The organism is Pseudomonas asturiensis (assembly GCF_900143095.1).
GTDB lineage: Bacteria > Pseudomonadota > Gammaproteobacteria > Pseudomonadales > Pseudomonadaceae > Aquipseudomonas > Aquipseudomonas asturiensis.
On sequence record NZ_FRDA01000005.1, the window covers coordinates 71,692 to 91,357 of the forward strand.

Genomic DNA, 19,666 nt, shown 5'->3' on the forward strand with positions numbered 1-19,666 from the left:
ATGCTGCAACTGATTCTGGGCGGTGCGCGCTCCGGCAAGAGCCGTCTGGCCGAGAAACTGGCCGCCGATACGGGCCTGAGCGTGACCTACATCGCCACCAGTCAACCGCTGGACGGTGAGATGAATCATCGCGTCGCGAGCCACCGTGCCCGTCGCCCCGACCACTGGGGCTTGGTGGAAGAACCGATCGAACTGGCGCGCGTGCTGCAAGACCATGCAGCGCCCGATCAATGCCTGCTGGTGGATTGCCTGACGTTGTGGCTGACCAACCTGCTGATGCTTGAAAATCCGGAGCGCCTGACGCAAGAACGCGATGCACTGCTCGATTGCCTGGCTGCGCTGCCGGGTGAAATCATTTTTGTCAGCAACGAAACCGGGCTGGGCGTCGTGCCCCTCGGTGAGCTGACCCGCCGCTACGTCGACGAAGCCGGCCTGTTGCACCAATCCCTGGCCGAGTGTTGCCAGCGAGTGGTGTTGACCGTGGCTGGCTTGCCCCTGACTCTTAAAGGAACCGCGCTATGAGTAACTCCTGGTGGCTCGAGCCCGCGCAGGCCATTGATGTGCCGATGCGTGAAGCGGCTCTGCTCCGTCAACAACAACTGACCAAGCCGGCCGGCTCGCTGGCGCAACTGGAGCGGCTTGCCGTGCAGCTCGCCGGTCTGCAGGGGCGCGAACGCCCCAAGGCCGATCAGGTATGGATCGCGATTTTCGCGGGCGATCACGGTGTGGTGGCTGAAGGTGTGTCGGCCTACCCACAGGCCGTCACCGGCCAGATGCTGCATAACTTCGTCAACGGTGGCGCGGCCATCAGCGTCCTGGCCCAGCAGCTTTCGGCGCAACTGGATGTCGTGGATCTGGGCACGGTGTTGCCGGTTGATCTGCCGGGCGTGCGCCACTTGCGTCTGGGTGCGGGCACCGCCAACTTTGTCCAGGGTCCGGCCATGACTGCCGAGCAAGGGTTTTCAGCCCTGCAGGCCGGACGCGACAGCGTGCTGCGCGCCAAGGCCGTCGGAACCGAGCTGTTCATCGGTGGCGAAATGGGGATCGGCAATACTACCGCAGCCAGTGCGGTTGCCTGCTCGATGCTCGAATGCGCCGCGCAACTGCTGGTCGGTCCGGGCACCGGGCTAAACGCTGAAGGCATCGAGCACAAGACTCAGGTCATTGAGCGTGCACTCAAGCTGCACGCCGAGCATATGGGTGATCCGCTGCACAGCCTGCTAAGCCTTGGCGGCTTCGAGATTGCCGCGTTGACGGGCGCTTACCTGGCGTGTGCGCAGGAAGGGATCGTGGCGCTGGTCGATGGTTTTATCTGCAGCGTGGCTGCGCTGGTGGCCGTACGCCTGAATCCGTCGTGTCGCCATTGGCTGCTGTTCGGCCATCGCGGTGCTGAAACAGGTCATCGTCATGTGCTGGAAACCCTGCAGGCCGAGCCGCTGCTGGACCTGGGTTTGCGCCTGGGCGAGGGCAGTGGAGCGGCGCTGGCCGTTCCATTGGTGCGCATGGCCTGCGCGCTGCACAACGGCATGTCGACCTTTGCTGAGGCCAGCGTGTCGGACCGTCCGGCATGAGCTTGCGCCTGGACATGCTGCGTCATGGTGAAACCGAACTGGGTGGTGGTCTGCGCGGCAGCCTCGACGACGCGTTGACCGAACCCGGCTGGCAACAGATGCGTTCGGCAGTCTCTGAGGCCGGGCCGTGGCAGCGGATCATCAGTTCCCCGCTGCAACGCTGCGCGCGCTTCTCTGAAGAGCTGGCTGAGCGTCTTTCGTTACCTCTGCAGCTTGAGCCAGGGCTGCAAGAGCTGCACTTCGGTGAATGGGAAGGTCACAGCGCTGCGCAGTTGATGGAAACGGATGCCGAGGGGCTGGGGTTGTTCTGGAATGACCCGTACACGTTTACTCCCCCCGGTGGCGAGCCGGTGATCGATTTCTCAGCACGCGTTATCGGCGCTGTGCAGCGTCTGTATGACATGTATGCCGGTGAGCGGGTGTTGCTGGTCAGTCATGGCGGCGTGATGCGCTTGTTGCTGGCGCAGGCGCGAGGGTTGCCGCGTGAGCAGTTGTTGCAAGTGGTGGTGGGCCACGGCGCGCTGCTGTCGATCGATGTTGCCGCTGATGGCGTTCTGACGGAGGCCTGACATGCTGCCATTCTGGATCGCTCTGCAATTTCTTGGCAGCTTTCCGATTCGCCTGCCCGGCATGCCGCGTCCAGAGGAAACGGGACGCTCACTGTTGTTCTACCCCTTGGTGGGTGTGCTGTTCGGCAGCGTATTGATGGGCCTGAACGCCTTGCTCAATGGCGCGCCGCCCATGCTGCACGCTGCGTTGCTGCTCTGCGCCTGGGTGCTGCTCAGCGGCGGTTTGCACCTGGACGGTCTGGCAGACAGCGCCGATGCCTGGCTGGGAGGCTTCGGGGATCGCGAGCGAACCCTGACCATCATGAAGGACCCGCGCAGCGGGCCGATAGCCGTGGTCACGCTGGTGTTGGTGTTATTGCTCAAGTTCACCGCCATTCTGGCACTGATCGAAAGCCACCATAGCCTCGCACTGCTGCTGGCGCCACTGATCGGGCGCAGCGCAATGCTGGGTCTGTTTCTGAGTACGCCCTATGTGCGCGCTGGCGGGCTGGGGCAGGCGCTGTCGGATCACTTGCCGCGTGGCGCTGCTCGCCGAGTGTTGCTGACCTGTGTGGCGGCCTGTGTCCTGTTGGCCGGCTGGTCGGGGCTGGCTGCCGTGATGGTCTCGATGGTCTGTTTTCTGTGGTTGCGTCAGGTGATGATCCGACGTCTGGGCGGCACAACGGGCGACACCGCTGGCGCGTTGCTTGAGTTGCTGGAAGTCGCAGTATTGCTGGCGATGGTGCTGCTCTGAGCGCCCCCCCCGATAAGCGATTGACAGGCTCCTGCACCCAGGCGTAGTTTCGCGTTTATCGATTTACGGGCATATCCACGCATTTCTGGTCAGGGAGCACTCTAACAATGACATCGGTCTGGCGTACCAGTGGCTGGATATTGCTCGGGAGTGCCTTGATTCTTGCGCTTTCGCTGGGAACACGACACGGGTTCGGGCTGTTTCTGGCACCCATGAGCGCGGATTTCGGTTGGGGGCGTGAGGTGTTTGCCTTCGCCATCGCCTTGCAAAACCTGATGTGGGGCCTGGCGCAGCCGTTTGCCGGAGCGCTGGCGGACCGCTTTGGCGCGGCCAGGGTCGTGTTCGTGGGAGGCGTGCTGTATGCCGTTGGCCTTGCGTGCATGAGCATGGCGGACTCGCCAATGAGTCTGTCGCTGAGCGCGGGGTTGCTGATCGGTATCGGTCTGTCCGGTACTTCATTTTCCGTCATCCTCGGCGTTGTAGGACGAGCCTTGCCCGCCGAGAAACGTAGCATGGGCATGGGTATTGCCAGCGCGGCCGGCTCGTTCGGCCAGTTCGCCATGTTGCCCGGCACGCTGGGCCTGATCGGCTGGCTGGGCTGGTCCGGCGCTTTGCTGGTGTTGGGCGTGATGGTCGCGCTGATCCTGCCGCTGGTGGGCATGCTCAAGGACAAGCCGACCGAATCGGTGGGCGTTCAGCAGACACTGGGCGAAGCATTGCGCGAAGCCTGCTCGCACTCAGGCTTCTGGCTGCTGGCGTTGGGCTTCTTCGTCTGTGGTTTTCAGGTGGTGTTCATCGGCGTGCATTTGCCCGCCTATCTGGTCGACCAGCACTTGCCCGCCAAAGTGGGCACCACGGTGCTGGCGCTGATCGGCCTGTTCAATATTTTCGGCACCTACACGGCGGGCTGGCTGGGTGGGCGCATGTCCAAGCCAAGATTGCTGACGATGCTGTACTTGTTGCGTGCAGTGGTGATCGTGCTGTTCCTGTGGATTCCCCTCAGCCAGACCACGGCCTACCTGTTCGGGGTGGCCATGGGGCTGCTGTGGCTGTCTACGGTGCCGCTGACCAACGGTACGGTCGCGACCCTGTTCGGGGTGCGCAATCTGTCGATGCTGGGTGGTATCGTCTTCCTGTTCCACCAGTTGGGCGCGTTTCTCGGTGGCTGGCTGGGCGGGCTGGTGTATGACCATACCGGGAGCTACGACTTGATCTGGCAAGTATCGATCCTGCTCAGTCTGTTGGCCGCAGCCCTCAACTGGCCGGTGCGCGAGCGCCCTGTGGCGCGTTTGCAGGCGCAGGCGAGTGTCGTGTGAACAGGCACTGGCCTCTATGGGCAGCGCTCGCCTCGGGCGTCGCAGTGCTGGCGCTGGTCTGGTGGGGATGGCAGCACGTGGGGCTGGCTGCGTTGCAACTGGGCATGGGCGCTTGCTAGGCAGAAGGCGTCTGTTGGGGTAGCGTGTCTGCAGACAGCCACCAACTCCAGGGACGCCTTGATGAACACTCGCTTTATATCGATTCCCTTCCTGCTGCTGGCCATGAGCGGCACCGTCATGGCCGCCGAGTGCCCGGCACTGCTGCAAGGTGAGCTGCCCAAGCTGCGTTCCAAGGAAAACATCGACCTGTGCCAGCGCTATGCAGGCAAGCCGATGGTGGTCGTCAATACCGCCAGCTTCTGCGGCTTCGCCCCGCAGTTCAAAGGCCTTGAGGAACTGAGCCAGCGCTACAAGGGGCAGGGCCTTGAAGTGCTTGGCGTGCCGTCCAATGACTTCAAGCAGGAAGCCAAGGACGGAGAAGAGACCGCCAAGGTCTGCTACGTCAATTACGGTGTGACCTTCACCATGACCGAGCCGCAGGCCGTGCGAGGCGACGACGCCACCCACCTGTTCAAAGTGCTCGCCGAACAGAGCAGCGCCCCACGCTGGAATTTCTACAAGTACGTGGTGGATCGTCAGGGCAACGTGGTCGCCAACTTCTCCAGCATGACCAAGCCGGATGATCCTGAGTTGATTGCGGCGATTGAGAAGGCGATTGCGTCCAAGCCCTGAGGCTTTGCGTGATAACGCCTTTCAGGATGCTCTGCGTGTGGTTCGGCAGCGCGAATTGAAGGCAAAAAAAGCCCGCCATCCTTGAGGATGTGCGGGCTTTTTGTCAGCCGGTGGTCAGTCAGCCCTCAGAAGCGATAGGTAACCGAAGTGCCGAGGCCGTGCGCAGTGTTGCGGAAGTCAGCGCTGTACGAGCCTTTGGTAGCGCTGCTGTTGCGGATCTTGGCTTCATCTTCACGCAGGTACGAGTAGGCCACGTCGATGGTCAGGTCGTCGGTCGGGCTCCAGCCAGCGCCAAAGCTGACGATCTTGCGGTCGCCGGTCGGGATGCGTGGAGAGCGGTTGACGTTGTTGGTTGGCGACTGATCCACGGAGAAGCCCGTGCGCAGTGTCCATTCCTTGTTGACCTTGTACGAAGCACCGATGGCGTGCGCCCAGGTGTCGTGCCAGTCCTGCTCTTCGGAGATGCGACCGATCGGACCTGCCGAGCCGCCCAATTGCGCGGGAACGCCGTCGTTGTTGACGGTGATGTCGGTCAGGCGGCTCCAGCGAGTCCAGGTGCTGCCTGCGTAGACCGTCCAGTTCTCGTCGATCTGTTGGGTGATGGAGAAGTCCACCGACTCAGGCGTGGAGATGTCCAGCGAGGCGTCGTACTTCTGGCCGCCGAACGGACCAAAGCCTGAGCCTTCGATCTTGGTCTTGCCCTTGAGCTTGTAGTCGACCTTGGAGTGGTAGGTCAGGCCCAGGCGTGTGGTATCGGTTGCCTGAACCAGGATACCGGCGTTGAAGCCCAGCGCGGTATCGTCGCCTTCGATCTTGACCTTGCCGTCGTTACGGCCCGGTGTCGCGGCGTTCAGTGTGGAGGAGGTCAGTTCGCCGTCGATGCGGTTGATGGTCGGACCGAAACCGATGGACACCTTGTCATTGAAGGCGTAGCTCACGGTCGGCTGGAAGGTCACAACCTGAACGTGGCTCTTGTCGGCCCAGTAGCGACCGGCGAAGCCGCTTTCATAGTCGGTCACCAGACCGAAAGGTGCATAAACGCCCAGGCCGAATGCCCAGTGATCATCGATCGGCTTGACGTAGTAGCCCATCGGTACGCCCACCAAGGGCACCATGTCGCCGTCGTTGCTGCCGCCGAAGGTGCCGCGACCGTTGTCGATATTGGTCTTGGCGATCACCGCTGCTGCGCCAAAGCTGACTTCTTCGCGTTTCAGGCGGGACATGCCGGCAGGGTTGCCAAAAACGGTGCTTGCGTCATCGGCCGAAGAAGAGCGGCCGGCGAAACCGGTGCCCATGCCGCTGATGCTTTGTTCGTTGAGTGCGAAACCGGCAGCGAATAGCTGAGAAGAGGCGAGGCCGATAGCCAGGCCCAGTGTTGTCCTGTTCATTACTTTTGTCATTGTTTTCATTATTAGAACTCCTTGGTGATCACCGGTCGGAAATTACCAACATTTTCGACGGCGCGCTATAGGCTGAGGAGCCCGATTTAGAGCTATTCTTGTAGGACAATCCTTAAATTATGTGGCGAAATGCCCCGAACTCCGAATTCATGAGTTTCACTCATGCCGGTAAATAAAGGGGCGCGACACTGGCGTTCCAGCAAGCGACAAAATCCCGCAGTCGGCCATGAGGTTGAAACACTTTTTTCCATATTCGGGCCATGGCGATGGGATCGTCTTCTCTGGGCAGCGAAGTGTTTTGTGCTTCGATCATCATCCAGGCGATGGCGGTGGAGTAGCGCAGGTTGACGGTGAGTTCCAGGTGCGGACCGCTGAGAAAGGCACGTTGGCTGGCCAGGCCACGCACGCGACTGGCCAGATCGGGGTCCCGTGCCAGGTAGTCGTCCCACAGTTGCCGATGCCTGGGCTCGGGGATGCGGTACAGGCCATGTCCGCGCCGGCTGTCGAGCTCTGCGCCCAGGGCGGACTGGCTGGCTGCGATCCCTAGCAGCAGTGATTCGGCGCGGTGGCTGCGACGATCAAGGTAAATAAGAGTAGGGCGGATGACGTGACGGCATAATTCTATGGCTGCGATACCCATAATACTGTCGGCGCTCATGAAAGGTGACCGACGGTCCTTGATACATGGAGCGTACAGGCAGGACTGCCGGGAGCGGCCTTGGGTCGCCTGAGTTGAAGTGTAGTGTCAGATTTACGGTGTAAAGGCCTGTTTTTAAATTGTTTGCGGCTTTGCCGATCAGTGGATAGATCGGTTAGCGATTAACTCGCCAGCCGGTCCGGAGATTTCAGGCAATAAAAAACCTCGCCTGTGGGGGCGAGGTTCTGGTCGTTCAGCGAGGCGTTCGTCTCAGGCGGTAAGGGCCTGGCGGGTACGCTCGATCACGGCCTGCAGCGGCTCGGCGCTGGCGTACTGATCGGGGTACAGGCGCTCGCTGTGACGGGCGATGCCATGCTCGTTGACGATGGTGAAGCTGAAGCAGCCTTTACGGGCGGCCATGATCAGGCAATTCAGTGGTGCGAACGCGTTGGTCAGCGTATGAATGGCGTGTTGGGTCTGGTTATGGTGAGTCATGTTAGGTGTTTCCTGAATCAACACGGAACAATACCGTGCAAAAATAAAGATTCCAGTAAACGCGGGCCGGCATTGGGTAGTAAGGCCTGGCTGGGCGAAGAACCTGACTGGAACAAGACAGTCAGTTGAAGCGCGCTTTATCGTTTGGCGCTCTGGCTGGCTGGTAGGTACTTAGGAGGGCAGGCAACACAACAGGAGCAAAGGTTCGACGCTCCGGGTGAAGATCCTGATCAATTGCAGGCTGGTTGAAGCAGAACATGATAGCCGTAACTGCACTGCGGCCAAGCTGGCTCACATATGCGAAAGGATCATGCCTGGAAACCATCGAGGTGGTCGATCCCTTGTAGCCAGCATTCTCTTTCTTTGAAAAGAGCTAACACTGGGGGACTTGTCGACCGGAATTGATTTTCAGCTTGGTACTAACGGCGGCTATGCTATTGGAGGTTTGAATGGATTGCAAGCGGGTCAAGAAAATAATTCCGTTACCAGTGCCCGACAATGCGATAGAGCAGCACCGTGGCAGAGGCGACCATCGAGCAGCCGAGCAGGTAGGCCGCGATGGTCAGGCGCAACGGTTTGCGCTTTTCGATAGCACGCATGATGTCCCCGACCTCGTTGATACGCCCTCTGCTCAGATCGCTGCAGATGATCAGCGCGACAGCGATCGCCGACAACAGCACGGTATAGGCGAAAACGCCGCCGTCTGGAGGCGGCAAAACGATGCTCGCGCCAATGGCAATGGCGCAGACAGCCATCAGCAGCACGAAGAACTTCACTACTTCTCTCATCGTGTCCCTTAGCGTTCCGAGAAAGTGTTCCGAGAAAAAGTGCGTAGCAGCAAAGACCGCGATGATAATCCGCGAGCTGTGCTTCAAGCACGGCCTTGGACAGCGCCACACGCATTATGTCGCGGGCAGGGCGTTATGCCATGGTGCGTGCGCAATGATCAGGCACGCGACCGGGTTCTTGCAGGGTAAGAAGCACACTGAAAGCCGCGTGTTCATTGAGAATGGTGTGCAGTTGACGCTTATCTGCGCGGCTTTTTCAGACCCGTTGAAATCGGTCGTTTTTGAGTTGTGCACATTAGCGCTACAAGCTGCCACATCACTGTCACATGCTTCGCTAAGGGCTTGATTTATGATGGTGAATTATTAAGTCAATGAAAAACATCGTTTTTTTTAACTGGTGAAAAAATCGTCAGTTTGAGCGCAAGCCCCATTCTGTCTACGTTTGCGCGGGTTAAAGGGGGGTTGTCCACTGAGTTATCCACAGCTTCTGTGGATTGTCCGATTGAAACAGGCTGTGAATTGAACGTGTACCCGCCATCGAAAGCGAGTAGAATCTCGTCCCCCGATTCGCCCCCGCGCTGTCTATCAAAGCCTGTTCGCGGCGCTGCTGTTGATGCACTGTCTATTTTTGTGAAGGCTTTACGCATAATGCGGCTGGCATTCATTCGGCCTGCATGGAGTCGTTATGGCATTTGACTTGAACAGCCTGTTGGTCGGGCTCGGTGCGGCGGCGTTACCGCTGCTGGCCTGGGTCTGGCATCTGCACGGTCAACTGACGCGCCGCGATGCCGAGACAGCGCTGCTGGATGAGCGTCTGAGCACGGCGCAGATGGCACAGGACGGTCTCAATGCCCAGCTGGACGCTGCCCGCGACGAGATCAGTGACCTTGGTCAGGCCAATGCGGCCAAGCAGGCGGACCTGGCGGCCTTGCGCCGTGAGGTCGAGTTGTTGCGTCAGGAATGTGATAACGCTCGCGACGTTGCTCAGGGCTGGGTTCAGGAGCGGGCGGCGAAAGAAAGCGAGTTGCGTCGTCTCGACGCGCAATGCGCTGCCCTTGCTGCGGAGTTGCGCGAGCAGCAGGACAGTCACCAGCAACGGTTGAACGACCTTCAGGGTTCGCGCGATAAGTTGCGTGCCCAGTTCGCGGAACTGGCCGGCAAGATTTTCGACGAGCGTGAGCAGCGCTTCGCCGAGACCAGTCAGCAGCAACTGGGACAATTGCTCACACCCTTGAAGGAGCGGATTCAGTCGTTCGAGAAACGCGTCGAAGAAAGCTATCAGAACGAGGCCCGCGAGAGGTTCTCTCTGGCCAAGGAGCTGGAGCGCCTGCAGCAGCTCAATCTGCGCCTGAGCGACGAGGCCACCAACCTGACGCGCGCGCTCAAGGGCCAGAAGACTCAAGGTAACTGGGGTGAGCTGATTCTGGAGCGGGTGCTTGAGCACGCAGGCCTGGAAAAGGGCCGGGAATACCAGACCCAGGTCAGCCTCAAGGGACCCGACGGGGAGCGCTTCCAGCCAGACGTGCTGATCATGCTGCCGGGTGACAAACAGGTCGTGGTCGACGCCAAGGTCAGTCTCACGGCTTATCAGCAATACGTTTCGGCAGATGACGACGTGATCGGTCAGGCGGCGCTGAAACAGCATGTACTGTCGCTGCGTAACCACGTCAAAGGGCTTTCAGGCAAGGATTACAAGCGGCTTGAAGGGCTGCACAGCCTGGATTTCGTGCTGCTTTTCGTGCCTATCGAAGCGGCCTTTTCCGCGGCGCTTCAGGCCGAGCCGACCCTCTTTCAGGAAGCCTTCGACCGAAACATCGTGATCGTCAGCCCTACAACGCTTCTGGCAACCTTGCGTGTGATCGACAGCCTGTGGAAGCAGGAGCGTCAGAGCCAGAATGCGCGGGAGATCGCCGAGCGCGCGGGCTGGCTGTACGACAAGTTCGTGCTGTTCATTCAGGATCTGGACGAAGTGGGCAGCCGCCTTCAGCAACTGGATAAAGCGTATTCGGCGGCGCGCAACAAGCTGACGGACGGGCGTGGCAATCTGGTCAGTCGCAGCGAACAGCTCAAGCTGCTGGGCGCCCGTGCCAGCAAGAGCCTGCCGGCTGATCTGCTGGAGCGCGCGATGACCGACGAGGAAGGACTGGTCCGGTTGCCGGAGTGAGCGGGCACATGTCCGTCCGTCGCAAAGACTAGATGGAAAGCTCCACAGATGTCACATTGCCAATATCGGGAAAATTGTTTTCCGTAATGCTCGGCGAACCAATGACAAGCTTCTATGATCTCTATTGAGTGATCAGCACAGGTTGGTTGCCGTGTTTTCCCTTAAGGGGGCTTTATGAACAGCAAACTGCAAGAATGGCTCCATGATCTGGGTGTCGCGCTGGGTCTGATCGAACGTCCGAAACTACAGCCGATACCGGTTCGTACTGAAGACCCACGTCGTCGTCCGCGCCGCTAGGCCCGACCCGCATGTGCTGCCGCCAGGGCAGTGCAAAAACGCCATGGCATCGGGGCGCACCAGCGTCCCGATATAAAGGTGTTGTGTCACTGTCGCCATGGGGCGCGGCGGTGTTTGTTCTCCTGACCTTCCCCCTCTTGTGACGATTCCTGCTGCATCAACAGAATCAGGTCCACCACCATGGGTAACGACAGGTGCTCAGGTCGATTGAGCGCGCGCTGGCGAATGAACTCGGGAAACTCGAAATTGAATTCGTGCCCCAACTGGCTGAACAGCTCGTTTACGTCGGCGTCGTCCAGTACCAGGTCCCGGAACGTGGCTTCATCGCGGATCTCAGCCTTGTCCACCAGAATGATGCCCAGCGCATCCAGCACCCTTTGTTTGATCCCCTCGCGATTCATGAGAGCCCCTGATGTTGATCGTGTGATCCAATAGGGGGACTTCATGTCACCAGCCCTGTGTATTGAGGCTAGCTGAAATCCAAAGCGCAGCCGCCCATTGCGTCGGCGCAAAGGCGCCGAGTTGTTTAAACTGCCGCGTTACGCGACAGACGGCAGAGAGTGCCATCCGATGTCGTGCCAGCGCCTTCAGAAAGAGTAGTAAAAAACCGATGCCCCGCGCCCGATGTGAACGTTGCCTGCGCCCTGACGCTCATTGCCTGTGCGCCTTGATTCCGCAGCTGGACAGCCGAACCCGTGTGCTGATATTGCAGCACACGAGCGAGGCGGGACATGCACTGAACACTGCACGTCTGGCCGCGCTCGGACTGACCCATGCGCAAATAAAGGTCGGGGAAGTATTCGACGACCTGGAGGGCTTGCTCAGTCCGCCGGGCTATCAGGCTCGTCTGCTGTTTCCGGGGGAGGGGGCTCAACCGCTGGAGTGTCAGTCTGCCGAGGCGCTGCCCACCCTGTTGGTGGTGCCCGACGGCACCTGGCGCAAGGCGCGCAAGCTACTGCACCTGAATCCGCTGCTGGCCGCCTTGCCGAGGGTAACGCTTGGTGATGTTCCGGCGTCGCGTTATCGCCTGCGCAAAGCGCCAGGACCGGATGCGTTGTCCACCCTTGAGGCAATCGTCCATGCCTTGCAGACGCTCGAAGCCCCTGCGACCTTCGAAGCGCTGCTCAAACCGTTCGACGCGTTGATAGACGGCCAGATTCAGGCCATGGGCAGCGAAACCTATCGGCGCAATCACGGCTTGCGTGAACGTGAATAAAACACTTCGGGGTCATAACGCTGTGCAGCTGTAACTGTTGCTTTTCGGATCAGCGCCTAGAATGAAGAGCTTGTCCTGACTCTTTCGGAACCTGTGATGCACATCTCTTCTGGCCGCTGGGTGTATGGCCTCTGCCTTGCGTTGTTGACTGCGCTGCTCTGGGGCATTTTGCCCGTCAAACTCAAACAGGTGCTGCATACCATGGACCCGGTGACTGTCACCTGGTTCAGGTTACTGGTGTCCGGTTCCGTGCTGTTTATATGGCTGGCGTCGGTCAAGCGGTTGCCCAGCTTCACGTTGCTGGGGCGTCGGGGCAAGGTGCTGGTGCTACTGGCCGTGCTCGGGTTGGTGGGTAATTACATGCTGTACCTGGTCGGTCTGCGCATGCTGAGCCCCGGTACGACACAGCTGTTGATTCAGATCGGCCCGATTCTGTTGCTGATCAGCAGCATCTTTCTGTTCAAGGAGCGTTTCAGTATCGGGCAGGGCATCGGTCTTGCGATATTGCTGGTCGGCTTCGGGCTGTTTTTCAATCAGCGGCTGGTCGAGTTGCTCACGTCGTTGGGTGATTACACCCTGGGTGTGCTGATCGTGCTGACGGCGTCGGTGGTCTGGACCTTCTACGGGTTAAGCCAGAAGCAACTGCTGACGGTGTGGAATTCATTGCAGGTCATGATGGTGATCTACCTGTTCTGCGCGCTCTTGATCACGCCGTGGGCGCATCCTGCCGAGGCCTTGCAACTGAGCCCGCTGCAAGGCTGGCTGTTGCTCGCATGCTGCCTGAACACGCTTGTGGCGTATGGTGCTTTCGCCGAAGCGCTGGCGCACTGGGAGGCCTCTCGTGTAAGCGCGACACTGGCGCTGACGCCGTTGATCACATTGGGCACGGTGGCAATTGCCGCCTGGCTGTGGCCAACCTATGTGCAGGCCGAAGAGATCAATGCGCTGGGTTATGGCGGTGCGTTGCTGGTGGTCCTGGGGTCGGCCCTGACGGCCCTAGGGCCGTCACTGGTTGCGGGGCTCAGGGCGAGAAGGGCCAGGCTGGCGCAGGCTTGAAGCGATTCAGCGCTTGCCCAGAGCGAGCGCCTGATGAAGCCACTGTTGCCGCTGCTCTTCGGTCGAGGTGCGCACCGGCGCGAATTCCGTCAGACGCCGGGTCTTTATCCCGCAGAACGCAAGAATTGTGCGAATCATCTGCCGATGTGCCGGCGCACCGTAAATCCAGTGGAAGTAGCGGGGCGGGGTGTCCATGGTCACCAGCAACTCTGCGGTCCGGCCTCTGAGCAGTTCGTTGGAGGGATGCCGGCGTCCGTGGGCCTTGAAGGCAAAACCTGGCGTCAGGACCCGGTCGAAAAACCCGGTCAGCAGCGCGGGCAGTCCACCCCACCAGACCGGATAGACGAACACCAGATGCTCAGCCCAGTGAATCTGCCGCTGGGCTTCGAGCAGGTCGTGCTCCAGCGCCTGGCTTTGTTCGTAGCCGTGATGCAGGATCGGATCGAAATCCAGCTCCCCCAGCTTCAAGACCCGCACCACATGCCCTTCACTGCGCGCACCTTGTGAGTAGGCTTCGCCGAGGGCGTGGCACAAGCTCGTGGTCTTTGGCGTGCCATAGACCATCAGGATGCGTTTGCCGCTGCCTTCCAGCGGCGTGGCGCCACTTTTGGCGTCAGCCATTGCTGCCAGCCTCGAGCATCTTGTCCGGGCGTACCCAGGCGTCGAACTCTTCATCGGTCAGAAAGCCCAGCTCCAGCGCAGCTTCACGCAGGGTCAGGCCGTCGCTGTAGGCCTTTTTGGCAATCTGGGCCGACTTGTCGTAGCCAATGTGCGGGTTCAGTGCGGTCACCAGCATCAGGCCGCGTTCCAGGTGCTCCGCCATTTTTTCCGCGTCAGGTTCCATGCCGGCAATGCAGTGCTCGTTGAAGTTGCTGCAGCCGTCGGCCAGCAAACGGATCGACTGCAGAATGTTATGAATGATCACCGGTTTGTAGACGTTGAGCTGCAAGTGGCCCTGGCTCGCGGCAAAGCCGATGGTCACGTCATTGCCCATGACCTGACACGCCAGCATCGACAGCGCCTCGCACTGCGTCGGGTTGACTTTGCCTGGCATGATCGAGCTGCCGGGCTCATTGGCGGGCAGGCGCACTTCGGCCAGCCCCGCGCGAGGTCCGGAACCAAGCAGGCGCAGGTCGTTGGCGATTTTCATCAGTGCCACAGCCAGGGTCTTGAGTGCACCGGACAGCGCGGTGAGTGGCTCGTGACCCGCCAACGCCGCGAACTTGTTGGGCGCGGTGACGAAGGGCAGCCCGGACAAGGCAGCCAGTTCGGCAGCCACAGCTTCGGCGAAGCCCTTGGGCGAATTCAGCCCGGTGCCCACGGCGGTGCCGCCCTGAGCCAGTTCATACACCGCTGGCAGCGCGGCGCGGATGGCTTTTTCCGCGTAGTCCAGTTGAGCGACAAAGCCCGACAGTTCCTGGCCGAAGGTGATCGGCGTGGCGTCCATCATGTGCGTGCGGCCGGTCTTGACCAGCTTCATGTGGCGCGCCGATTGCTCGGCGAGACCCGTGGACAGCTCGGCAATCGCCGGCAACAGCTTTTCTTTCACCGCCTGCGCCGTGGCGATGTGCATGGCAGTCGGGAAGCAGTCGTTGGAGCTTTGCGAGCGATTGACGTGATCGTTAGGATGTACTGGCGATTTGCCGCCCCGGCCCTGGCCTGCCAGTTCATTGGCGCGCCCGGCAATCACTTCATTGACGTTCATGTTGCTCTGCGTGCCACTGCCGGTCTGCCAGACCACCAGCGGAAACTGCGCGTCATGCTGACCGGCAAGCACTTCGTCGGCGGCCTGTTCAATCAGACGGGCGACGTCGGCGGGCAGGTCGCCGTTACGGTTATTGACGCGGGCGGCGGCTTTCTTGATCAGTGTCAGTGCGTGCAACACCGGCAGCGGCATGCGTTGATCGCCGATGGCGAAGTTGATCAGTGAGCGTTGGGTCTGGGCTCCCCAATAAGCGTCTTCAGGGACTTCGATCGGGCCAATGCTATCGGTTTCTGTGCGGCTCACTGTGCTTACTCCTTTAAGTGCATTGCAGGTTAGGTGTCCAGATGGAGGCAGGGTTCCCGAGCATCGCTTTTTAACCGCTCGGCGAACCGGGGGGTTGAGCCAAAAGGCTACATAAGCGCAGAATGGTCGGCCCTGGGGTAATGCCTCGTTTGCTAGATAAGGAAACTCGATGACCCGTCTTCGTGCCATCTGTACAGCGGTAGCTCTGGTCTGCGCCAGTGGTCAGGTCCTTGCCGACACCGCCAGTCACAATGCGAGTGCCGAAACGTTCCTGAAGCTCGCCAACGCCGATCGCCTGGGCGCTCCGGTCTATGCACAAGTACAGCAGATGTTTGCCCAGCGCTTCGCCGAAACCAAGGCTCCAGCCTCGAAAAAGGCTTTGCTTGAGACGTATCAGGCCAAAGCCAACACCGCACTGGACCAGGCCATTGGCTGGAACAAGCTGAAACCTGAAATGGTCAAGCTCTACACCGCCAACTTCACCGAAAGCGAGCTCAAGGACCTGGTTGCGTTCTACCAGTCGCCACTGGGCAAGAAAGTGATGACCAAAATGCCTGAACTGGCCCAGCAATCGGCCCAGTTGACCCAGGGCAAGCTGGAAAGCGCAGTGCCGGTCGTCAACAAGCTGCTCGCCGACATGACCGCCGAACTGGAACCTGCCAAAGCCGCTGCTCCGGCTCCGGCCAAGAAGCCTTAAGCGAATCCCGTCATGACCATGCAGACACGTATCGAGTCGGCACTGGCGTTGCTGCAGCCGCACCACTTGCAAGTGCTCGACGAGAGCCACATGCACAGTCGCGGTGAGCAGACGCACTACAAGGCCATTCTGGTCAGTGACCAGTTTCAGGGCCTTAACTCGGTCAAGCGTCACCAGAAGGTGTACGCCACGCTGGGTGCCCTGATGGGCGAGTTCCACGCCCTGGCCCTGCACACCTATACTCCAGAGGAGTGGGCGAAGACAGGCTCAGCGCCAGCCTCGCCGACGTGCGCTGGCGGTCATTGACCGCTAGCGTGCCTGGGTTGTCGGGTGGTTGATTCAAATCAGCATTGATTCAAATCAACGCCGCGACATACCTGCACAACCCCGGTTTTGCTAGAATCCGCACCGCGCCGCCTGGCCGGTGCGTTTTTTCGTTCAGCATTCAATGTCCGGTAGGCCCTTTGCGAGGGTCGCCACCTGGAGAGATACATGACTCAACAGTCGATCAGTCAGCCGATCGTCGTGGCTGCGCTATACAAATTCGTCACCCTCAGCGATTACGTCGCGTTCCGTGAGCCGCTGCTGCAGGCCATGGTCGATAACGGCATCAAGGGCACCTTGCTGATCGCCGAAGAAGGCATCAATGGCACGGTTTCCGGCAGCCGCGAAGGTATCGACGGCCTGATGGTGTGGTTGCGCAGCGACCCGCGTCTGGTCGATATCGACCACAAGGAATCCTATTGCGACGAGCAGCCGTTCTATCGCACCAAGGTCAAGCTCAAGAAAGAGATCGTGACCCTGGGCGTTGAAGGCGTCGATCCCAACAAGGCTGTCGGTACGTATGTCGAGCCCAAGGACTGGAACGACCTGATCGCCGATCCCGAGGTGTTGCTGATCGACACACGCAATGACTACGAGGTCTCCATCGGCACGTTCGAAGGTGCGATCGACCCCAAGACCACGTCGTTCCGCGAATTTCCCGATTACATAAAAGAGCACTTCGATCCGGCCGTGCACAAGAAGGTTGCGATGTTCTGCACCGGTGGCATTCGCTGCGAAAAAGCCTCCAGCTACATGCTGGGCGAGGGCTTTGAAGAGGTGTATCACCTCAAGGGTGGCATTCTCAAATACCTTGAAGAAGTGCCCCAAGAGCAAAGCCAGTGGCGCGGGGACTGTTTTGTCTTCGACAATCGTGTCACCGTGCGCCACGACCTCACCGAAGGCGATTACGATCAGTGCCATGCCTGTCGCACGCCGATCAGCGCTGAAGACCGCGCCAGCGAGCATTACTCGCCGGGCGTGAGTTGCCCGCATTGCTGGGATTCGTTGAGCGAGAAAACCCGCCGCAGTGCCATTGATCGGCAAAAGCAGATCGAACTGGCCAAGGCGCGTAACCAGCCACACCCCATCGGTCGTAACTACCGTTTGCCATCCGAGGCCTGAGCCATGTCCGCCCGCCTGATCTATGTCATGGACCCTATGTGCTCCTGGTGCTGGGGCTTTGCTCCGGTTGCCGATGCGCTGGTGCAACAGGCTAGGGCGGCGGGAGTGTCGCTGCATCTGGTGATGGGCGGACTGCGCTCGGAGTCCTCGCCGCTCGAAGCCTCCAAGCGACGCTACATTCTTGAACACTGGCAGGCGGTCGAGGAAGCCACCGGCCAGACGTTCCTGCGCGAGGGTGCCTTGCCGGAAGGCTTCGTGTATGACACCACGCCCGCGTGCCTGGCCGTCACCGCAGCACGGTCTCTTGACCCGCAGCAAGCCTGGGAACTGGTCAAGCTGATTCAGCAGGCGTTTTATGCTCAGGGTTGTGATGTGACGCGGCCTGCCATTCTGGCCGAACTTGCCGAACAGGCCGGGCTTTCACGCCAACGGTTCGCCGACGCGTTCGACAGTGTCGAGCAGCAGGCGGCCACGGCAGCCGATTTCGCCTGGTCACAGGATCTGGGTATTGCAGGTTTTCCGACCTTGCTGGCCGAGCGCAACGGCCAACTGGCCCTGCTGACCAACGGCTATCAACCCTTGAGTGCGCTGTCGCCATTGCTCGGCCGTTGGCTGGAGCGTGCGGCCAGTGCGTGATGACTCCACCGACGGCCTGCCAGCTGCCAACGACACACGCAATGACCGCTTGAGCTGGGCCGAAATTCGTCGGCTGGCACTGCGCCATAAAAAAGCTTTGTGGATAGCCAATGGTGTCGCCGTCATGGCGACGCTGTGCAGTGTGCCCATCCCGTTGCTGCTGCCCTTGCTGGTGGATGAGGTATTGCTGGGGCGCGGCGATGCAGCGTTGAAGGTCATGGATCACCTGTTACCGGACAGCCTGCAGAAAGCGGCCGGCTATATCGGCCTGATGCTGCTGTTGACACTGGTGCTGCGAGCCGGGGCCTTGCTGTTCAGCGTTCTGCAGGCGCGGTTGTTCGCCCGGCTGTCAAAGGACATCGTCTATCGCATCCGCCTGCGCCTGATCGAGCGCCTCAAGCGTATTTCCCTGCGCGAATACGAAAGCCTGGGCAGCGGCACGGTCACTACCCACCTGGTCACCGATCTGGACACGCTGGACAAGTTCGTCGGCGAAACCCTCAGCCGTCTTCTGGTGGCCACGCTGACCCTGGCGGGCACGGCCGGCATCCTGATGTGGATGCACTGGAAGCTGGCGCTGCTGATCATGCTGTTCAACCCGTTGGTGATCTTTGCCACGGTCAGACTGGGCAAGCGGGTCAAACACCTGAAGAAACTGGAAAACGACAGCACCTCGCGTTTCACTCAGGCCCTGAGCGAGACCCTGGACGCAATACAGGAAGTGCGCGCGGGCAACCGTCAGGGTTTTTTTCTCGGTCGGCTGGGTGTCAAAGCCAGGGAAGTGCGTGACTATGCCGTTAACTCGCAATGGAAGAGCGACGCTTCCGGACGTGCCAGTGGGCTGTTGTTTCAGTTCGGAATCGACATCTTTCGTGCCGCGGCGATGCTCACGGTGCTGTTCTCCGACCTGTCCATCGGCCAGATGCTGGCTGTGTTCAGCTACCTGTGGTTCATGATGGCTCCGGTGGAGCAACTGCTTAATCTGCAGTACGCCTATTACGCGGCCGGCGGTGCCCTGACTCGCATCAATGAGCTGCTTGCCCGGGGCGACGAGCCTCAATACACCGGTAGCGCTGACCCTTTCACCGGTCAGGAAACCGTCGGCATCGAAGTGCGGGGTCTGAGTTTCGGTTATGGCGACGAGCTGGTGCTGGATCAATTGAACCTGTCGATCGCGCCGGGCGAGAAGGTGGCCATCGTGGGCGCCAGCGGCGGGGGCAAGAGCACACTGGTGCAACTGTTGTTGGGCCTGTATACCGCTCAGAACGGAACCATCCGTTTCGGCGGTGTGGCTCAGCAGGACATCGGTCTTGAACGGGTTCGTGAAAACGTTGCGGTGGTTCTGCAACATCCGGCACTGTTTAACGACACCGTTCGCGCCAACCTGACCATGGGCCGCGAATGCACCGACGAAGCCTGCTGGCGGGCGCTGGAAGTGGCGCAGCTGGAATCTGTGGTTCGGGAGTTGCCGGCCGGACTGGACAGTGTCGTCGGACGCTCCGGGGTGCGCTTGTCTGGTGGGCAGCGCCAGCGAATGGCGATCGCGCGAATGGTGCTCTCCGATCCCAAGGTCGTCATCCTCGACGAGGCGACCTCAGCACTCGACGCCGCCACCGAGTACAACCTCCATCTGGCGCTGACGCGCTTCCTGCGCAGTCGTACCACGCTGATCATTGCACATCGTCTTTCCGCCGTTAAACAGGCCGACCGGGTACTGGTATTCGATGGCGGGCGCATCGCCGAAGAGGGTGGCCATCAGCAGTTGATCGAAGAAGGCGGTCTTTACGCCAAACTGTATGGCTATCTGCAACAAAGCTGAGACACGATCCCGCCCCTTTGCGGCATGGATGTTTCAAATTTGAAAAAATCATGTGCCATCACTGATGGATTTAGCCTAGGCTCTGC

The 19,666-nt window shown here is 60.2% G+C and carries 24 protein-coding genes; 16 read left to right on the forward strand and 8 right to left on the reverse strand.

From position 1 onward, the window contains the following. The 7 genes from cobU to BUB69_RS10680 all read left to right on the forward strand — a co-directional run bounded on the left by cobU (position 1) and on the right by BUB69_RS10680 (position 4,921). Positions 1 to 522 carry a bifunctional adenosylcobinamide kinase/adenosylcobinamide-phosphate guanylyltransferase gene (gene cobU, locus BUB69_RS10655; RefSeq protein WP_073165935.1) on the forward strand — a complete coding sequence of 174 codons (522 nt, stop codon included), beginning with the start codon at positions 1 to 3 and terminating at the stop codon, positions 520 to 522. Beyond that, on the forward strand, positions 519 to 1,571 hold the full coding sequence (cobT, locus tag BUB69_RS10660) for a nicotinate-nucleotide--dimethylbenzimidazole phosphoribosyltransferase (protein ID WP_073165938.1): 1,053 nt from the start codon (positions 519 to 521) through the stop codon (positions 1,569 to 1,571). The genes cobU and cobT overlap by 4 nt, the downstream gene beginning before the upstream one ends. Further along, positions 1,568 to 2,140: an alpha-ribazole phosphatase family protein gene (gene cobC, locus BUB69_RS10665; protein WP_073165941.1), complete on the forward strand. Its 573-nt coding sequence runs from the start codon at positions 1,568 to 1,570 to the stop codon at positions 2,138 to 2,140. The genes cobT and cobC overlap by 4 nt, the downstream gene beginning before the upstream one ends. A 1-nt stretch (position 2,141) precedes the next feature. Next, on the forward strand, positions 2,142 to 2,873 hold the full coding sequence (locus tag BUB69_RS10670; RefSeq protein ID WP_073165944.1) for an adenosylcobinamide-GDP ribazoletransferase: 732 nt from the start codon (positions 2,142 to 2,144) through the stop codon (positions 2,871 to 2,873). Between the two features lie 107 nt (positions 2,874 to 2,980). After that, a complete protein-coding gene (locus tag BUB69_RS10675) occupies positions 2,981 to 4,189 on the forward strand; it encodes an MFS transporter (RefSeq protein ID WP_073165947.1) in 1,209 nt (402 codons plus the stop codon). Next, positions 4,186 to 4,308, forward strand: coding sequence for a hypothetical protein (locus BUB69_RS29310; protein WP_275669787.1), 123 nt, complete (start codon positions 4,186 to 4,188; stop codon positions 4,306 to 4,308). Before BUB69_RS10675 ends, BUB69_RS29310 begins: the two co-directional genes overlap by 4 nt. A 61-nt stretch (positions 4,309 to 4,369) precedes the next feature. Beyond that, positions 4,370 to 4,921: a glutathione peroxidase gene (locus BUB69_RS10680; protein ID WP_073165950.1), complete on the forward strand. Its 552-nt coding sequence runs from the start codon at positions 4,370 to 4,372 to the stop codon at positions 4,919 to 4,921. 125 nt (positions 4,922 to 5,046) lie between these two features. On the opposite strand, the gene BUB69_RS10685 is transcribed toward BUB69_RS10680, so the two are convergent. From BUB69_RS10685 to BUB69_RS28485, 5 genes are all read right to left on the reverse strand, one after another. Continuing rightward, positions 5,047 to 6,321, reverse strand: a complete 1,275-nt coding sequence (locus tag BUB69_RS10685) for an OmpP1/FadL family transporter (protein ID WP_163032217.1) — start codon at positions 6,319 to 6,321, stop codon at positions 5,047 to 5,049. A gap of 160 nt (positions 6,322 to 6,481) precedes the next feature. Continuing rightward, on the reverse strand, positions 6,482 to 6,961 hold the full coding sequence (locus BUB69_RS10690; protein ID WP_073166729.1) for a hypothetical protein: 480 nt from the start codon (positions 6,959 to 6,961) through the stop codon (positions 6,482 to 6,484). Positions 6,962 to 7,228: 267 nt separating this feature from the next. Continuing rightward, positions 7,229 to 7,453, reverse strand: a complete 225-nt coding sequence (locus BUB69_RS28480; protein WP_024688973.1) for a hypothetical protein — start codon at positions 7,451 to 7,453, stop codon at positions 7,229 to 7,231. Positions 7,454 to 7,935: 482 nt separating this feature from the next. Continuing rightward, complete coding sequence (locus BUB69_RS10700) at positions 7,936 to 8,241, reverse strand: hypothetical protein (protein WP_073165956.1); 306 nt, start codon at positions 8,239 to 8,241, stop codon at positions 7,936 to 7,938. Between the two features lie 368 nt (positions 8,242 to 8,609). Continuing rightward, positions 8,610 to 8,906, reverse strand: coding sequence for a hypothetical protein (locus BUB69_RS28485; protein WP_141121844.1), 297 nt, complete (start codon positions 8,904 to 8,906; stop codon positions 8,610 to 8,612). Between the two features lie 134 nt (positions 8,907 to 9,040). Between BUB69_RS28485 and BUB69_RS10710 the strand changes: the two genes are divergently transcribed. Together BUB69_RS10710 and BUB69_RS29315 are read left to right on the forward strand one after the other, a co-directional pair. Next, positions 9,041 to 10,405 carry a DNA recombination protein RmuC gene (locus tag BUB69_RS10710; RefSeq protein ID WP_175561710.1) on the forward strand — a complete coding sequence of 455 codons (1,365 nt, stop codon included), beginning with the start codon at positions 9,041 to 9,043 and terminating at the stop codon, positions 10,403 to 10,405. 174 nt (positions 10,406 to 10,579) lie between these two features. Further along, on the forward strand, positions 10,580 to 10,702 hold the full coding sequence (locus BUB69_RS29315) for a PA1414 family protein (RefSeq protein WP_122697649.1): 123 nt from the start codon (positions 10,580 to 10,582) through the stop codon (positions 10,700 to 10,702). An 86-nt stretch (positions 10,703 to 10,788) separates the two neighbouring features. On the opposite strand, the gene BUB69_RS10715 is transcribed toward BUB69_RS29315, so the two are convergent. Then, positions 10,789 to 11,103, reverse strand: coding sequence for a hypothetical protein (locus tag BUB69_RS10715; RefSeq protein ID WP_073165966.1), 315 nt, complete (start codon positions 11,101 to 11,103; stop codon positions 10,789 to 10,791). Between the two features lie 209 nt (positions 11,104 to 11,312). On the opposite strand from BUB69_RS10715, the gene BUB69_RS10720 reads away from it, so the two are divergent. Together BUB69_RS10720 and BUB69_RS10725 are read left to right on the forward strand one after the other, a co-directional pair. After that, entirely contained in the window at positions 11,313 to 11,918 is a 606-nt protein-coding gene (locus BUB69_RS10720; RefSeq protein ID WP_073165969.1) for a tRNA-uridine aminocarboxypropyltransferase, read from the forward strand. 96 nt (positions 11,919 to 12,014) lie between these two features. Next, positions 12,015 to 12,974, forward strand: coding sequence for a DMT family transporter (locus BUB69_RS10725; RefSeq protein WP_073165972.1), 960 nt, complete (start codon positions 12,015 to 12,017; stop codon positions 12,972 to 12,974). A gap of 6 nt (positions 12,975 to 12,980) precedes the next feature. Here the strand turns inward: BUB69_RS10725 and BUB69_RS10730 are convergent, their stop codons facing one another. After that, positions 12,981 to 13,595 (reverse strand): NAD(P)H-dependent oxidoreductase, encoded by a 615-nt coding sequence (locus BUB69_RS10730; protein WP_073165975.1) that lies wholly within the window; start codon positions 13,593 to 13,595, stop codon positions 12,981 to 12,983. Beyond that, on the reverse strand, positions 13,588 to 14,982 hold the full coding sequence (locus tag BUB69_RS10735) for a class II fumarate hydratase (protein ID WP_073165979.1): 1,395 nt from the start codon (positions 14,980 to 14,982) through the stop codon (positions 13,588 to 13,590). The genes BUB69_RS10730 and BUB69_RS10735 overlap by 8 nt, the downstream gene beginning before the upstream one ends. A 169-nt stretch (positions 14,983 to 15,151) precedes the next feature. Here BUB69_RS10735 and BUB69_RS10740 point away from each other — a divergent pair, with 169 nt between their 5' ends. From BUB69_RS10740 to BUB69_RS10760, 5 genes are all read left to right on the forward strand, one after another. Further along, positions 15,152 to 15,679 (forward strand): DUF2059 domain-containing protein, encoded by a 528-nt coding sequence (locus tag BUB69_RS10740; RefSeq protein WP_024688982.1) that lies wholly within the window; start codon positions 15,152 to 15,154, stop codon positions 15,677 to 15,679. Between the two features lie 12 nt (positions 15,680 to 15,691). Next, positions 15,692 to 15,985 carry a BolA family protein gene (locus BUB69_RS10745; protein ID WP_024688983.1) on the forward strand — a complete coding sequence of 98 codons (294 nt, stop codon included), beginning with the start codon at positions 15,692 to 15,694 and terminating at the stop codon, positions 15,983 to 15,985. A gap of 186 nt (positions 15,986 to 16,171) precedes the next feature. Beyond that, the gene (gene trhO, locus BUB69_RS10750; RefSeq protein WP_073165982.1) at positions 16,172 to 17,125 is read left to right on the forward strand and encodes an oxygen-dependent tRNA uridine(34) hydroxylase TrhO; all 954 of its coding nucleotides are present in this window, start codon (positions 16,172 to 16,174) and stop codon (positions 17,123 to 17,125) included. A gap of 3 nt (positions 17,126 to 17,128) precedes the next feature. Beyond that, positions 17,129 to 17,761 carry a DsbA family protein gene (locus BUB69_RS10755; protein WP_073165987.1) on the forward strand — a complete coding sequence of 211 codons (633 nt, stop codon included), beginning with the start codon at positions 17,129 to 17,131 and terminating at the stop codon, positions 17,759 to 17,761. A gap of 16 nt (positions 17,762 to 17,777) precedes the next feature. Continuing rightward, positions 17,778 to 19,580 carry an ABC transporter ATP-binding protein gene (locus BUB69_RS10760; RefSeq protein ID WP_175561712.1) on the forward strand — a complete coding sequence of 601 codons (1,803 nt, stop codon included), beginning with the start codon at positions 17,778 to 17,780 and terminating at the stop codon, positions 19,578 to 19,580. Positions 19,581 to 19,666 lie beyond the last annotated feature (86 nt).

What these genes read in the sequence shown, in the direction of transcription:
- cobU (WP_073165935.1), top strand. Translation starts at nt 1, where the DNA reads ATGCTGCAACTGATTCTGGGCGGTGCGCGCTCCGGCAAGAGCCGTCTG.
- cobT (WP_073165938.1), top strand. Translation starts at nt 519, where the DNA reads ATGAGTAACTCCTGGTGGCTCGAGCCCGCGCAGGCCATTGATGTGCCG.
- cobC (WP_073165941.1), top strand. Translation starts at nt 1,568, where the DNA reads ATGAGCTTGCGCCTGGACATGCTGCGTCATGGTGAAACCGAACTGGGT.
- BUB69_RS10670 (WP_073165944.1), top strand. Translation starts at nt 2,142, where the DNA reads ATGCTGCCATTCTGGATCGCTCTGCAATTTCTTGGCAGCTTTCCGATT.
- BUB69_RS10675 (WP_073165947.1), top strand. Translation starts at nt 2,981, where the DNA reads ATGACATCGGTCTGGCGTACCAGTGGCTGGATATTGCTCGGGAGTGCC.
- BUB69_RS10680 (WP_073165950.1), top strand. Translation starts at nt 4,370, where the DNA reads ATGAACACTCGCTTTATATCGATTCCCTTCCTGCTGCTGGCCATGAGC.
- BUB69_RS10685 (WP_163032217.1), bottom strand. Translation starts at nt 6,321, where the DNA reads ATGACAAAAGTAATGAACAGGACAACACTGGGCCTGGCTATCGGCCTC.
- BUB69_RS10690 (WP_073166729.1), bottom strand. Translation starts at nt 6,961, where the DNA reads ATGGGTATCGCAGCCATAGAATTATGCCGTCACGTCATCCGCCCTACT.
- BUB69_RS28480 (WP_024688973.1), bottom strand. Translation starts at nt 7,453, where the DNA reads ATGACTCACCATAACCAGACCCAACACGCCATTCATACGCTGACCAAC.
- BUB69_RS10700 (WP_073165956.1), bottom strand. Translation starts at nt 8,241, where the DNA reads ATGAGAGAAGTAGTGAAGTTCTTCGTGCTGCTGATGGCTGTCTGCGCC.
- BUB69_RS28485 (WP_141121844.1), bottom strand. Translation starts at nt 8,906, where the DNA reads ATGAATGCCAGCCGCATTATGCGTAAAGCCTTCACAAAAATAGACAGT.
- BUB69_RS29315 (WP_122697649.1), top strand. Translation starts at nt 10,580, where the DNA reads ATGAACAGCAAACTGCAAGAATGGCTCCATGATCTGGGTGTCGCGCTG.
- BUB69_RS10715 (WP_073165966.1), bottom strand. Translation starts at nt 11,103, where the DNA reads ATGAATCGCGAGGGGATCAAACAAAGGGTGCTGGATGCGCTGGGCATC.
- BUB69_RS10720 (WP_073165969.1), top strand. Translation starts at nt 11,313, where the DNA reads ATGCCCCGCGCCCGATGTGAACGTTGCCTGCGCCCTGACGCTCATTGC.
- BUB69_RS10725 (WP_073165972.1), top strand. Translation starts at nt 12,015, where the DNA reads ATGCACATCTCTTCTGGCCGCTGGGTGTATGGCCTCTGCCTTGCGTTG.
- BUB69_RS10730 (WP_073165975.1), bottom strand. Translation starts at nt 13,595, where the DNA reads ATGGCTGACGCCAAAAGTGGCGCCACGCCGCTGGAAGGCAGCGGCAAA.
- BUB69_RS10740 (WP_024688982.1), top strand. Translation starts at nt 15,152, where the DNA reads ATGACCCGTCTTCGTGCCATCTGTACAGCGGTAGCTCTGGTCTGCGCC.
- BUB69_RS10745 (WP_024688983.1), top strand. Translation starts at nt 15,692, where the DNA reads ATGACCATGCAGACACGTATCGAGTCGGCACTGGCGTTGCTGCAGCCG.
- trhO (WP_073165982.1), top strand. Translation starts at nt 16,172, where the DNA reads ATGACTCAACAGTCGATCAGTCAGCCGATCGTCGTGGCTGCGCTATAC.
- BUB69_RS10755 (WP_073165987.1), top strand. Translation starts at nt 17,129, where the DNA reads ATGTCCGCCCGCCTGATCTATGTCATGGACCCTATGTGCTCCTGGTGC.